This is a genomic window from Lysobacter soli (assembly GCF_003382285.1).
GTDB classification, from domain to species: Bacteria; Pseudomonadota; Gammaproteobacteria; order Xanthomonadales; family Xanthomonadaceae; genus Lysobacter_J; species Lysobacter_J soli.
Map to the genome: position 1 here is coordinate 52,123 of NZ_QTJR01000013.1, position 13,894 is coordinate 66,016.

The 13,894-nt window shown below is 64.6% G+C and carries 12 protein-coding genes and 5 tRNA genes; all 17 read right to left on the reverse strand.

Features of this window, described 5'->3' with window-relative positions:
- Nucleotides 1-7: 7 nt before the first annotated feature.
- The 17 genes from rpoB to DX912_RS15515 all read right to left on the reverse strand — a co-directional run bounded on the left by rpoB (nt 8) and on the right by DX912_RS15515 (nt 13,890).
- Nucleotides 8-4,177: a DNA-directed RNA polymerase subunit beta gene (gene rpoB, locus DX912_RS15435; protein ID WP_115843887.1), complete on the reverse strand. Its 4,170-nt coding sequence runs from the start codon at nt 4,175-4,177 to the stop codon at nt 8-10.
- A 362-nt stretch (nt 4,178-4,539) separates the two neighbouring features.
- Nucleotides 4,540-4,911: a 50S ribosomal protein L7/L12 gene (rplL, locus tag DX912_RS15440; protein ID WP_115843889.1), complete on the reverse strand. Its 372-nt coding sequence runs from the start codon at nt 4,909-4,911 to the stop codon at nt 4,540-4,542.
- Between the two features lie 60 nt (nt 4,912-4,971).
- Nucleotides 4,972-5,502: a 50S ribosomal protein L10 gene (gene rplJ, locus DX912_RS15445; RefSeq protein WP_115843891.1), complete on the reverse strand. Its 531-nt coding sequence runs from the start codon at nt 5,500-5,502 to the stop codon at nt 4,972-4,974.
- Between the two features lie 379 nt (nt 5,503-5,881).
- Complete coding sequence (gene rplA / locus DX912_RS15450; protein WP_115843893.1) at nt 5,882-6,580, reverse strand: 50S ribosomal protein L1; 699 nt, start codon at nt 6,578-6,580, stop codon at nt 5,882-5,884.
- Between the two features lie 3 nt (nt 6,581-6,583).
- Nucleotides 6,584-7,012, reverse strand: coding sequence for a 50S ribosomal protein L11 (gene rplK, locus DX912_RS15455; RefSeq protein ID WP_115843895.1), 429 nt, complete (start codon nt 7,010-7,012; stop codon nt 6,584-6,586).
- 176 nt (nt 7,013-7,188) lie between these two features.
- A complete protein-coding gene (gene nusG / locus DX912_RS15460; protein WP_115843897.1) occupies nt 7,189-7,758 on the reverse strand; it encodes a transcription termination/antitermination protein NusG in 570 nt (189 codons plus the stop codon).
- A gap of 4 nt (nt 7,759-7,762) precedes the next feature.
- A complete protein-coding gene (gene secE / locus DX912_RS15465) occupies nt 7,763-8,140 on the reverse strand; it encodes a preprotein translocase subunit SecE (RefSeq protein ID WP_115843981.1) in 378 nt (125 codons plus the stop codon).
- Nucleotides 8,141-8,228: 88 nt separating this feature from the next.
- Nucleotides 8,229-8,304: transfer RNA gene (locus DX912_RS15470), tRNA-Trp, on the reverse strand.
- A gap of 156 nt (nt 8,305-8,460) precedes the next feature.
- A complete protein-coding gene (tuf, locus tag DX912_RS15475) occupies nt 8,461-9,651 on the reverse strand; it encodes an elongation factor Tu (RefSeq protein WP_115843879.1) in 1,191 nt (396 codons plus the stop codon).
- Between the two features lie 48 nt (nt 9,652-9,699).
- Nucleotides 9,700-9,775: transfer RNA gene (locus DX912_RS15480), tRNA-Thr, on the reverse strand.
- A gap of 35 nt (nt 9,776-9,810) precedes the next feature.
- A tRNA-Gly gene (locus DX912_RS15485) sits at nt 9,811-9,884 on the reverse strand.
- 85 nt (nt 9,885-9,969) lie between these two features.
- A tRNA-Tyr gene (locus tag DX912_RS15490) sits at nt 9,970-10,055 on the reverse strand.
- A gap of 128 nt (nt 10,056-10,183) precedes the next feature.
- Nucleotides 10,184-11,275, reverse strand: a complete 1,092-nt coding sequence (ychF, locus tag DX912_RS15495) for a redox-regulated ATPase YchF (protein WP_115843899.1) — start codon at nt 11,273-11,275, stop codon at nt 10,184-10,186.
- A 77-nt stretch (nt 11,276-11,352) separates the two neighbouring features.
- Nucleotides 11,353-11,931, reverse strand: a complete 579-nt coding sequence (gene pth, locus DX912_RS15500; RefSeq protein WP_115843901.1) for an aminoacyl-tRNA hydrolase — start codon at nt 11,929-11,931, stop codon at nt 11,353-11,355.
- Between the two features lie 54 nt (nt 11,932-11,985).
- Nucleotides 11,986-12,639, reverse strand: coding sequence for a 50S ribosomal protein L25/general stress protein Ctc (locus tag DX912_RS15505; protein ID WP_115843903.1), 654 nt, complete (start codon nt 12,637-12,639; stop codon nt 11,986-11,988).
- Nucleotides 12,640-12,745: 106 nt separating this feature from the next.
- Entirely contained in the window at nt 12,746-13,705 is a 960-nt protein-coding gene (locus DX912_RS15510; RefSeq protein WP_115843905.1) for a ribose-phosphate diphosphokinase, read from the reverse strand.
- Nucleotides 13,706-13,813: 108 nt separating this feature from the next.
- A tRNA-Gln gene (locus DX912_RS15515) sits at nt 13,814-13,890 on the reverse strand.
- Between the last annotated feature and the right edge of the window lie 4 nt (nt 13,891-13,894).

Consider the following 13,894-nt stretch of genomic DNA (forward strand, 5'->3'; position numbering starts at 1 on the left):
CAGCCGATCAGTTTTCTTCCAGCTCCATGTTGATCGCGAGCGAGCGGATTTCCTTCACCAGGACGTTGAAGGATTCCGGCATGCCGGCCACCATCTCGTACTCGCCGTCGACGATGTTCTTGTACATCTGGTTGCGGCCCTGCACGTCGTCGGACTTCACCGTCAGCATTTCCTGCAGGGTGTAGGCCGCGCCGTAGGCTTCCAGCGCCCAGACTTCCATTTCGCCGAAACGCTGGCCGCCGAACTGCGCCTTGCCGCCCAGCGGCTGCTGGGTGACGAGCGAGTACGGACCGGTCGAACGCGCGTGCATCTTGTCGTCGACCAGGTGGTTCAGCTTCAGCATGTGCATGTAGCCGACGGTGACCTTGCGCTCGAACGCTTCGCCGGTGCGACCGTCGAACAGTTCGGTCTGGCCGCTGGACGGAAGATCCGCCAGTTCCAGCATGCGCTTGATCTCCGACTCGGCCGCACCGTCGAACACCGGCGTCGCCATCGGCACGCCGTCGGTGAGGTTCTTCGCCAGACGCAGCAGTTCCTCGTCGGTGAACTGCGTCAGGTCGACGCGCTCACCCACCACCGAGTTGTCGTGGTTGTAGATGTCGTTGAGGAACTTGCGCAGCTCGCCGATCGCCTGCTGTGCTTCCAGCATGCGCTGGATCTTCTGGCCCAGGCCCTTGGCGGCCCAGCCCAGATGCACTTCGAGGATCTGGCCGATGTTCATACGCGACGGCACGCCCAGCGGGTTCAGGACGATGTCGACGGTCTGGCCGTCGGCCGCGTACGGCATGTCCTGCACCGGCACGATGGTCGACACGACACCCTTGTTGCCGTGACGGCCGGCCATCTTGTCGCCAGGCTGGATGCGGCGCTTCACCGCGAGGAACACCTTCACCATCTTCAGCACGCCCGGAGCGAGGTCGTCGCCCTGCGTGATCTTGCCGCGCTTGTCGGCGAAGCGCTTCTCGAACTCCGCCTTGTGCACTTCGATCTGCTTTTGCGCGCGCTCGATCGCCTCGACGGCTTCGTCGTCCTTCATGCGCAGCGTGAACCAGTCCTTGCGCGACAGGCCATCGAGCACCAGCGAGGTGACGGTGTCGCCCTTCTTCAGGCCACCGCCGCCGTTGGCGATGCGGCCGACGAGCTGCGACTTCAGGCGATCGTAGATCGCCGCTTCGAGGATGCGGAACTGGTCGTCGAAGTCCTTCTTGACGCGACGGATTTCCGATTCCTCGATCTGGCGGGCGCGCTTGTCCTTCTCGATGCCGTCGCGGGTGAAGACCTGCACGTCGATGACGGTGCCGTCCATGCCCGGCGGCACGCGCAGCGAGCTGTCCTTAACGTCGGACGCCTTCTCGCCGAAGATCGCGCGGAGCAGCTTTTCTTCCGGCGTCAGCTGGCTCTCGCCCTTCGGCGTGACCTTGCCGACGAGGATGTCGCCCGCACGCACTTCGGCGCCGATGTACACCACGCCCGACTCGTCGAGGCGGTTCAGCGCCTGCTCGGAGACGTTCGGGATGTCGGCGGAGATTTCCTCCGGACCCAGCTTGGTATCGCGCGCGACGCAGGTCAGCTCTTCGATGTGGATCGTGGTGTAACGATCCTGCTCGACCACGCGCTCGGAGAGCAGGATCGAGTCTTCGAAGTTGTAGCCGTTCCACGGCATGAACGCGACCAGCATGTTCTGGCCGAGCGCGAGCTCGCCAATGTCCGTCGACGGACCGTCGGCCAGCACGTCGCCGCGCGCGACCACATCGCCCACGTTGACCAGCGGACGCTGGTTGATGCAGGTGTTCTGGTTCGAACGCGTGTACTTGATCAGCGTGTAGATGTCGACGCCGGCGTCGGTCTCACCGACGATCTCCGACTCGTTCACCTTCACCACAATGCGGCCCGCGTCGATCTGCTCGATCACGCCACCGCGACGCGCGTTCACCGTCACGCCCGAGTCGCGCGCCACGGCGCGCTCGATGCCGGTGCCGACCAGCGGCTTCTGCGCACGCAGCGTCGGCACGGCCTGGCGCTGCATGTTCGCGCCCATCAGTGCGCGGTTGGCGTCGTCGTGCTCCAGGAACGGAACCAGCGCCGCCGCGACCGACACGGTCTGCATCGGCGAGACGTCCATGAAGTGGATCTCGTTCGGCGGACGCAGCATCGACTCGCCCTGGTAACGGCACGCGACGAACTGGGCGGTGATCGTGCCCTTCTCGTCCTGCGGCGCGTTGGCCTGCGCGATGACGTACTCGTTCTCTTCGATCGCCGACAGGTACTCGACGTCGTCGGTCACGCGACCGTCCACGACCTTGCGGTACGGCGTCTCGAGGAAGCCGTACTTGTTGGTGCGTGCGAACACGGCCAGCGAGTTGATCAGGCCGATGTTCGGGCCTTCCGGCGTCTCGATGGTGCAGACGCGGCCGTAATGGGTCGGGTGCACGTCGCGCACTTCGAAGCCGGCGCGCTCGCGGGTCAGGCCGCCCGGGCCGAGGGCCGACACGCGACGCTTGTGCGTGACTTCCGACAGCGGGTTGTTCTGGTCCATGAACTGCGACAGCTGCGAGGAGCCGAAGAACTCCTTGATCGCGGCGGCCACCGGCTTGGCGTTGATGAGTTCCTGCGGCGTCAGGCCTTCGGACTCGGCCATCGACAGGCGCTCCTTCACGGCGCGCTCGACGCGGACCAGGCCGACCCGGAACACGTTCTCGGCCATTTCGCCGACCGAACGCACGCGACGGTTGCCCAAGTGGTCGATGTCGTCGACGGTGCCGCGACCGTTGCGGATCTCGGTCAGCACGCGGATGACGTCGAGGATGTCCGACGTGTTGCCGCACTCGCCACGCAGGCGCACCGACTCTTCGTCCTTGCGCTCGGCGAAGTATTTGGCGTCGTACAGCACCGACGCGCCCTCGGTTTCCTTGCGGCCGAGGCGACGGTTGAACTTCATGCGGCCCACGGCCGACAGGTCGTAGCGCTCGAAGGTGAAGAACAGGTTGTGGAACAGGTTCTGAGCGGCGTCCTTGGTCGGCGGCTCGCCCGGACGCATCATGCGGTAGATCTCGACCAGCGCTTCCAGCTGCGTCTTGGTCGCGTCGATGCGCAGCGTGTGCGAGAGGTACGCACCGCGATCGAGGTCGTTCACCCACAACGTGCCGACAGTTTCGATGCCCGCCTTGCGGAAGGCGACCAGATGGTCTTCGGAGATCTCGTCATTGGCCGTGGCCAGCAGTTCGCCGGACTTCGTGTCGACGACGTCATGCGACAGGATGCGGCCGACCAGGTATTCGTCCGGCACGGCGAGCGCGGCCACGCCGGCCTGCTCAAGCTGCTTGACGTGGCGAGCGGTGATGCGGCGGCCGGCTTCGACGATGACCTTCTCGCCGTCGGCGAGGTCGAAGTTCAGCGTTTCGCCACGCAGGCGCTCCGGCACGAGCTCCAGCTGCACGCCTTCGTTCGGATCGATGTGGAACGTGTTGACCTCGAAGAACTCGCGCAGCATTTCCTCGTTGTTGTAACCGAGCGCACGCAGCAGCACGGTCACCGGCAACTTGCGGCGACGGTCGATACGGGTGAACAGCGCGTCCTTCGGGTCGAACTCGAAGTCCAGCCACGAACCGCGGTAGGGAATGATGCGGGCGCTGTACAGCAGCTTGCCCGAGCTGTGCGTCTTGCCACGGTCGTGATCGAAGAACACGCCCGGCGAGCGGTGCAACTGCGAGACGATGACGCGCTCGGTGCCGTTGACGATGAAGGTGCCGTTCTCGGTCATGAGCGGGATCTCGCCCATGTAGACCTCCTGCTCCTTCACGTACTTGATGGCCTTGGTCGACGACTCGCGGTCGTAGATCACCAGGCGCACGGTCACGCGCAGCGGCGCGCCGTAGGAGAGGCCGCGGTTGCGGCACTCGCGCTCGTCGAACGGGGGTTCGCCGAGCTTGTAGCCGACATACTCCAGCGCAGCGTTGCCGCTGTAGCTGACGATCGGGAACACCGACTTCAGCGCGGCATGGAGGCCGCGATCGGCACGCTTGGCCGGATCGGTGTGTTCCTGCAGGAACTCGCGGTAGGAATCGACCTGGATGGCCAGCAGGAAGGGCACTTCAAGGATCGACTTGCGCTTGCCGAAGTCCTTGCGGATGCGCTTCTTTTCGGTGAACGAATAATTCGTCGTGGAAGCCGTGGTCATGATGAGCTGCCGCCTCGGTTTTCTCTGGATCGAAGAATCGGATCGAGGGCGGATTCGCGGGGCTTGCGGGCGATGTCATTCCGGTCGGACTGACGTGCTGCGCTTGCGGCGTTTCCGTTTGTCTCGAAACTCGACCCCTCAGGGGAATGAACTGTCAGTTGGAAGCCGCGGGTATTGCCGGCACCCGCACGCCCTCTAGTGCTGCTTCCAACTACCAACTCGGTTGGGTTTTTCTTTGTTGCGGGGAGCGCGAAATTCCGCATTCCCTCTGGAACGGCCAAAGGCCGGGGACTTTCGTCCCCAGCCTTCAGGTGGTCGCCGGTACTGCGCTCTCGGTCAAGAGCTGGCGACGCGGGTACTGCTTACTTCAGCTCGACGGTCGCGCCAGCGGCCTCGAGTTCCTTCTTGAACTTGTCGGCTTCTTCCTTCGAAGCGCCTTCCTTCACGACGCCGCCGGCTTCGGTCAGGTCCTTCGCTTCCTTCAGGCCCAGGCCCGTGATGGCGCGGACGGCCTTGATGACGTCGACCTTCTTCGCACCGGCATCCTTCAGGATGACGTTGAACTCGGTCTGCTCTTCGACGGCCGGGCCGGCAGCGGCCGGGCCAGCGGCCATCATGACCGGGGCAGCGGCGGAGACGCCGAACTTGTCTTCGATCGCCTTGACCAGGTCCATGACCTGGCTGATGGTCATGCCGGCAACGGCGTCGACGATCTGTTCGTTGGTAAGGGACATGTTGTTAACCTCTGGAAATATTTGAACGTACGAATCGGTTCAGTCGCATCGACGAGCGGCTTATGCCGGCTCGGCTGCGGCCTCGGCAGTTGCTTCTTCGCCACCACCCTGCTTGTCGGCCACGGCCTTGACGGCACGGCCAAACATGGTAACCGGCTCGGCCAGGACGCGGGCCAGCATGGCCAGGGCCTGTTCGCGGGTCGGCAGGGCAGCGAGGAACTCGACGTGCTCGCCCGGAAAGAGCTTGCCGTCGATGGAAACGACCTTCGCCTGCAGCTTGTCGTTGGTCTTGGCGAATTCCTTGATCAGACGCCCGGCAGCACCGGGGTCTTCCGACGAGAACGCATACAGCAGCGGACCGACCAGTGCATCCTTCGTGCACTCGAAGTCGGTACCTTCGACGGCGCGCGCAGCCAGCGTGTTCTTTGCAACCTTCAAGAACACACCGGTTTCGCGAGCCTTCTTGCGCATCGCGGTCATCTGACTGACCGTGGTGCCTGCGTACTCGGCAGCGACCAAGGAGTGCGCCTTCGAAGCGACTTCCGCCAGTTCGGCGACTACTTCTTGCTTCTGGGACAGATTGAGAGCCATTGCACTCCTCCAAATGAACTCCGCTCACGGCTCCAGCCGCTTGCGGTCCTGGGCGGCACCGGATCCCTGGCGCCGGGGATGTCGAAGCATCCCGGTGGTGGCCAATCCAGAAAGATTTCCAGAAGGCACCATCTACGCAGGCCGACCCGGAAAGGTCCGGATTAAGCAGCCCCGCTTCCACCGACGGCGATTCCCTGCCATGTCGAGCATCCGTGCCCGTCGCCGGTAGGCGCTGACCGCACCTGCGGTCTTTGACGGCTGCCGCGCGGACCCGAGTCCTTGCGACGCCCTCAAAAGTTTCGTCCGTCGATTCGACGCGCGGATCGGGGACGTTTGATTCATCGGACGTCCTCGCGCGAGGCGCGAGGACGTCGCTACATCACTTCAGCGTCAGCGAAGCCTGGTCCACAGTCACGCCGGGACCCATGGTCGAGCTGATCGAGATCTTCTGCAGGTACTGACCCTTCGCAGTCGCCGGCTTGGCCTTGATCAGGTCGAGCAGCAGGGCGTGCAGGTTGTCCTTCAGCGAGGCGTCTTCGAACGAGGCCTTGCCGATGGTGCAGTGGATGATGCCGGCCTTGTCGGTGCGGTAACGCACCTGGCCGCCCTTGGCGTTCTTGACCGCTTCGGCCGGGTTCGGCGAGACGGTACCGACCTTCGGGTTCGGCATCAGGCCGCGCGGGCCGAGCACCTGGCCAAGCTTGCCGACGACGCGCATGGCGTCCGGCGTGGCGATGACGACGTCGTAGTTCAGGTCGCCGGCCATCATCTTCTCGGCCAGGTCGTCCATACCGACGGCTTCGGCGCCAGCAGCCAGGGCTTCGTCAGCCTTCGCACCCGCGGGGGCGAACACCGCCACGCGCACGGACTTGCCGGTACCGGCCGGCAGCACGGTCGAACCGCGGACCTGCTGGTCGGACTTCTTCGCGTCCACGCCCAAGCGCACGGCCACGTCGACGGATTCGACGAACTTAGCCTTGGTGGCGGACTTGATGATCTTGATCGCTTCGTCGAAGGCGTACGCCTTGCCCGGAACGACGGCGGCCTTGATGGCCTTTTCGCGCTTGGTCATTGCCATGTCTTAACCCTCCACCACCAGACCCATGCTGCGGGCCGAACCCGCAATCGTCTTCACCGCCGCATCCAGGTCAGCCGCCGTCAGGTCGGCTTCCTTCTGCTTGGCGATGGCTTCCAGCTGGGCGCGGGTGACCTTGCCCACCTTCTCGGTGTTCGGGCGCTTGGAGCCGGAGGTGATGCCCACGGCCTTCTTCAGCAGCACCGAAGCCGGGGTCGACTTGGTGACGAAGGTGAACGTACGGTCGGAGTACGCGGTAATGATGACCGGGGTCGGAAGACCCGGCTCAAGCTTGGAGGTCGCGGCGTTGAAGGCCTTGCAGAACTCCATGATGTTCAGGCCACGCTGACCCAGGGCCGGGCCGACCGGCGGCGAGGGGTTGGCCTGACCGGCCTTCACCTGCAGCTTAATGTAACCAACTACTTTCTTAGCCATTGCTCTCTCTCCGGGTGCAAGCGCCTGGACGTCAGGCTCCCCATCGCGCCGGGAAAATCACGTGTCCCGACATCACGTTGGATCTGGATATGCCGCTGACACGGCAACGGCCGCCCCAAGGCGGCCGGCGTTCCGGCCCGCGCCCAAGGCAGCGAGCCAGCAAGTATAGCAGGGTTTTAGGCCTTTTCGACCTGGCCGAATTCCAGCTCGACCGGGGTCGAGCGGCCGAAGATCAGCACTGCGACGCGCAGGCGGCTCTTCTCGTAGTTGATTTCCTCGACCACGCCGTTGAAGTCGTTGAACGGGCCGTCGATGACGCGGACCATCTCGCCCGGCTCGAACAGGACCTTCGGCTTCGGCTTCTCCACACCTTCCTGAACACGCTGCAGGATGGCATCGGCCTCACGGTCGGCGATCGGGAGCGGGCGATCGGCGGTGCCGCCGATGAAGCCCATCACCTTCGGGGTTTCCTTCACCAGGTGCCAGCTCTCGTTGTCCATGCGCGGGATACCCGCTTCGTCATGGGTAGCGATCTGGACCAGGACGTAGCCCGGGAAGAACTTGCGCTCGGAGCGGCGCTTCTGGCCGGAGCGCATCTCGACCACTTCCTCGGTCGGGACGAGCACTTCGCCGAACTTGTCCTGCATGCCGTCACGGACGATGCGGTCGCGCAGCGTCTGGGCCACGGACTTCTCGAAGCCCGAATAGGCGTGGACTACGTACCAGCGCTTGTGCACTTCGGTCATTTGCTTACTGCCCCAGAATCAACTTGACCAGGAACTGGATGAACAGGTCCATGGCGGCGAGGATCAGGCTGAGCACTGCCACGGCAATGATCACCACCCACGTCGTGCGCATGGCTTCCTGGCGCGTCGGCCAGACCACCTTGCGCAGCTCGAAGCGCGACTCGGAGAGGAACTCGCGGGTCTGCAGACCCTTGCCGCTGGTCAGGAACACGACGGCGGCGAGGACCAGGCCGGCAGCAACGGCCAGCGCGCGGAGCGGGCCCGCCCACTGGTCGAAATAGATGTACGCGGCAACGCCAGCGGCGACGAGCAGCACTGCGAGTGCGTACTTGACGATATCGCCGGCGGAGGCGGATCCGGGTTGTTCGACCTTGCTGTTCATCCGATCCATCGCGCGGCAGCCAAGCCGCGTCTGTTGTGGGTAAAGACCGACCACGTCTGACCGGACTTCTGCGGAGGACCCGCATGGGTGGCACGCCAGGAGGGACTCGAACCCCCAACCTGCGGTTTTGGAGACCGCTGCTCTGCCAATTGAGCTACTGGCGTATGGAACTAGTGTAGGGCTTTCTCAGACGGCAAAGGCGGACCGAAGTCCGCCCTGCTGCCTTTCCGGCGTCGCCCGGCCGCAGGGCGCGTCCGGGTCGTCGGATCCCGCTGAAGCGGGAGTGCCCCGCGCGCCTGAGGCGCACGGGGCCGGTTTTATTACTTCAGGATCTTCGCCACGACGCCGGCGCCGACGGTGCGGCCGCCTTCGCGGATCGCGAAGCGCAGGCCTTCGTCCATCGCGACCGGGTTGATCAGCGTGACGACCATCTTGATGTTGTCGCCCGGCATGACCATCTCGACGCCTTCCGGCAGCTCGACCGCACCGGTGATGTCGGTGGTGCGGAAGTAGAACTGCGGGCGGTAGCCCTTGAAGAACGGCGTGTGACGGCCGCCTTCGTCCTTCGACAGCACGTACACCTCGGCTTCGAACGTGGTGTGCGGCGTGATCGAACCCGGCTTGGCCAGCACCTGGCCGCGCTCGACGTCGTCACGCTTGGTGCCGCGCAGCAGCAGACCGGCGTTGTCGCCCGCCTGACCCTGGTCGAGCAGCTTGCGGAACATCTCGACGCCGGTGACCGTCGTCTTCTGCGTCGGACGGATGCCGACGATTTCGATTTCGTCGCCGACCTTGATGATGCCGCGCTCGATACGACCGGTCACCACGGTGCCGCGGCCGGAGATCGAGAACACGTCTTCCACCGGCATCAGGAACGGCTTGTCGACGTCACGCTGCGGTTCCGGGATGAACGTGTCCAGCGCTTCCACCAGCTTCAGGATCGCCGGCACGCCGATCTCCGACTGATCGCCTTCCAGCGCCAGACGGGCCGAACCGTGGATGATCGGGGTGTCGTCGCCCGGGAACTCGTACTTGCTCAGCAGCTCGCGCACTTCCATCTCGACGAGCTCCAGCAGCTCGGCGTCGTCCACCATGTCGGCCTTGTTCAGGAACACGACGATGTACGGCACGCCGACCTGGCGCGACAGCAGGATGTGCTCGCGCGTCTGCGGCATCGGGCCGTCAGCGGCCGAGCACACCAGGATCGCGCCGTCCATCTGCGCCGCACCCGTGATCATGTTCTTCACGTAGTCGGCGTGGCCCGGGCAGTCCACGTGCGCGTAGTGACGCGTCGGGCTTTCGTACTCGACGTGCGCCGTCGAGATCGTGATGCCGCGCGCCTTCTCTTCCGGCGCCGCGTCGATCGCGTCGTACGCCTTGAACTCGCCGCCGAAACGCTCCGCACCCACCTTCGTCAGTGCCGCCGTCAGCGTGGTCTTGCCGTGGTCGACGTGACCGATCGTGCCCACGTTCACGTGCGGCTTGGTGCGCTCAAACTTACCCTTGGCCATGACAGTCGACTCTCGCTTTAGGACGGTATACGGGTGATACGGAAAAGATGGTGCTCACGAAAGGAATCGAACCTTCGACCTCCTCCTTACCAAGGAGGTGCTCTACCGACTGAGCTACGTGAGCAAGTTGTTCCAGCAGTCTGTCTGTCGCGGCATCAATGGAGCGGGAGACGGGAATCGAACCCGCACCATCAGCTTGGAAGGCTGAGGTTCTACCATTGAACTACTCCCGCGCCGGACAAACCTGCTTGGGTACTGCACCGGTGGTGGTAAGTCACCGGGTGTTGCATCCACCAGACCTTGCGACCGGGTTGGAACTGGTGGAGGGAGGTGGATTCGAACCACCGAAGGCGTAAGCCAGCAGATTTACAGTCTGCCCCCGTTGGCCGCTTGGGTATCCCTCCAAAGAGCCCGCAATTTTGGGACTGGCCGGCGAGGTTGTCAACGCGTTTCACACATCAATTTTCACGCGGGGCGTCCTGCGCCGTTTCCCGCACCGCCCTCGCCCGCCGATGGAAGGCGGACAGGCGGCTTACACGTTGAAGCGGAAATGCAGCACGTCGCCTTCCTGTACGCGGTATTCCTTGCCTTCCAGGCGCAGGCGGCCAGCATCGCGCGCGCCGGATTCGCCCTTGTACTTGATGAAATCGTCGTAGGCGATGGTTTCGGCGCGGATGAAGCCCTTCTCGAAATCGGTATGGATCACCGCAGCGGCCTGCGGCGCGGTCGAACCGGCCTTCACGGTCCAGGCGCGGACTTCCTTCACGCCGGCGGTGAAGTACGTCTGCAGGCCCAGCAGCTTGTAGGCGGCGCGGATCACCCGATTCAGTCCCGGCTCGTCCAGGCCGAGGTCGGTGAGGAACGCATCGCGGTCGGCGTCGTCGAGCTGGCTCAGCTCTTCCTCGATCGCCGCGCACACCGGCACCACTTCGGCGCCCTCGGTCACTGCGCGGGCGCGCACGGCGTCCAGATGCGGGTTGTTCTCGAAGCCGTCCTCGAGCACGTTGGCGACGTACATCACCGGCTTGAGCGTCAGCAGGAAAAGATCGCGCAGCACGAGCTTGTCGTCGTCCGAGAGACCCAGCGCGCGCGCGGGCTTGCCGTCGTCGAGGCCGGCGCGGACGCGACCCAGCACTTCCACGCGGAGCTTCGCGTCCTTGTCGCCGGTCTTGGCCGAACGCTCGGCGCGCTGCAGCGCCTTCTCCACCGACTCCAGGTCGGCGAGCGCAAGCTCGGTATCGATGGTGTCGATGTCGGAAATCGGATCGATGCGGTTGCTGACGTGAATGACGTCGTCGTTTTCGAAACAGCGCACGACATGCGTGATCGCATCGACTTCGCGAATGTGCGCGAGGAACTTGTTGCCCAGGCCTTCACCGCTCGCCGCACCGGCGACGAGGCCGGCGATGTCGACGAACTCCACCGCGGTCGGAATGACCTTCTGCGGCTTGACGATCTCCGACAGCGCATTGAGGCGCGGATCCGGCACCGGCACGACGCCGACGTTCGGCTCGATCGTGCAGAACGGGAAGTTGGCCGCGGCGATGCCGGCCTTGGTCAGGGCGTTGAAGAGGGTCGACTTGCCGACGTTCGGCAGGCCGACGATGCCGCATTTGATGCCCATGGCGGTATTCCGTGATTCGGGATTCGTGATTGGCGACTCGCGGCACCGGCTGCGAATCGACAATCACCAATCGCGGATCATCGGCTGGTGTGCAGGCGCTTCATGGCTTCGTTGAAGTCGCCGGAAACGGCGAGCGGAAGCACGTCGTCGGCGTCGCTGATGGCGCGCAGGATGGAGGCTTCGTCGTCAGCGCCCGGCTTGCCCAGCACCCACGACGTCACGCGGTCCTTGTGGCCCGGATGACCGATGCCGATGCGCAGGCGGTGGTACTTGCCGTGTCCGAGCAGCTTGGTGATGTCGCGCAGGCCGTTCTGGCCGCCGTGGCCGCCGTCGAACTTCAGGCGCGCGGTACCGGGCGCGAGGTCCAGTTCGTCGTGGACGACCAGCATCTGTTCCGGCTCGATCTTCCAGTACCGCAGCGCGGCGGCGACCGACTTGCCAGAAAGGTTCATGAAGGTGGCGGGCTTCAACAGCCAGATCGGGCGACCGGCGACGTCGATCTTCGCCGTCTCGCCGAACAGCTTGGATTCGAGCCCGAAGCGGACACCCTGGCGCAACGCGAGGGCGTCCACAAACCAGAACCCGGCGTTGTGCCGGGTCCGGAGATGTTCGGCACCGGGATTTCCCAGGCCGACGATGAGGCGCAAACCGTCCATCGTGAAGTCACGCCGCAACCTGCCCGCTCGCGCGGGCAGGTCGTCGGGACGCGATTACTTCTCGTCCTTCTTGGCGGCCTTGGTCGCCGGCACTTCGGCCGACGGAGCCTCGGCGGTCTCTTCCGCCTCGACGCGACCGTGCTTGGCGATCACGACGGCGACGTCGTGTTCCTTGCCCAGCTTCAGTTCCGGCAGCTCGACACCCTTCGGCAGCTTGACGTCCGACAGGTGGACGATGTCGCCGACCTTCAGGTTCGACAGGTCGATCTCGATGAACTCCGGCAGGTCGCGCGGCAGGCAGCTGACGGTGACTTCGTTGAGCTCGTGCGTGATGACCACGTCGGCCGACTTGCCGGCCGGCGAACCTTCCTGGCCGATGAAGTGCAGCGGCACCGACGCCTTCAGCGCGGCGTTCAGATCAACGCGCTGGAAGTCCAGGTGCATGATGATCTGCTTGAACGGATGGCGCTGGATGTCGCGCAGGAGCACGGCTTCGGTGGTGCCGTCGATGTCGAGGTTCAGGATCGACGAGTAGAACCACTCGTTCTGCTGGGCCAGCCAGATCTTCTCGTGGTCGAGCTGGATCGCCTTCGGCTCGGACTTGCCGCCGTAGACGATGGCCGGGATGCTGGCGGCGTGGCGAAGGCGGCGGCTCGCACCCTTCCCTTCAACCTTGCGGCCAGTGGCCTTGAGGGTATGTTCGGACATTTTCGTTTACTCACTTCTACTGCGTTATGCCGCCTCGCGGCGGCGATGTGACTCTTCCGCGACCAGAAGAGCCTTGGACAGGGCCGGAAACCGTCCCCGGAAAACTTCAATCCACGTACAGCGAACTGACCGACTCGCCGAACGCGACGCGTCGGATCGTCTCGGCCAGCAGCTCGGCGACGCTGAGCTGGCGGATCTTGCCGCAGGCCCGCGCCGCGTCGGACAGCTTGATGGTGTCGGTGACCACCAGCTCGTCGAGCTGCGACCTGGTCACGTTGTCCATCGCCGCACCCGACAGCACCGGATGCGTGCAGTACGCGACCACCTTGGTCGCGCCCTGCGCCTTGAGCGCGTTCGCCGCGGCACACAGCGTACCGGCGGTATCGACGATGTCGTCGACGAGGACGCAGGTCTTGCCGGCGACGTCACCGATGATGTTCATCACCGTGGCGACGTTGGCGCGCGGACGGCGCTTGTCGATGATCGCCAGGTCCGCGTCGTCCAGGCGCTTGGCGATCGCTCGCGCGCGCACCACGCCGCCGACGTCGGGCGAGACCACCACCATGTTCTCCGTACCGTGCGCGCGCCAGATGTCGGCGAGCAGCAGCGGCGAGGCGTACACGTTGTCGACCGGGATGTCGAAGAAGCCCTGGATCTGGTCGGCATGCAGATCCACGGTCAGCACACGGTCGGTACCGACCGCGCTGAACATCTTCGCCGCGACTTTGGCCGTGATCGGCACGCGCGAGGAACGCGGGCGGCGATCCTGGCGGGCGTAGCCGAAGTACGGCACCACCGCGGTCACGCTGGCGGCCGAGGCGCGCTTGAGCGCGTCCACCAGCACCAGCAGTTCCATGAAATTCTCCGCCGTCGGGGCATTCGTCGGCTGGATGACGAACACTTCCTGGCGACGCACGTTCTCCTCGATCTCCACCTGCACTTCGCCGTCGGAGAAACGGCCGACCAGCGCCTTGCCCAGACGGATACCGAGCTCCTTGCACACCGAATCGGCGAGCGGGCGGTTGGCGTTGCCGCTGAAAATCAGCAGGTTGCGGTCGTTCTGCATGGTCTGGCCGGTCGGGGATCAAGGATTCGGGATTGGGGATTCGGCCGTCTGAAGCGAATCCCCAATCCCGAATGCCCGATCCTCAAGCTGGATGTTCTTCGATGGAGTTGGCAGGGGCGGTAGGATTCGAACCTACGAATGCCGGGATCAAAACCCGGTGCCTTGGGCCACTTGGCGACGCCCCTGCAG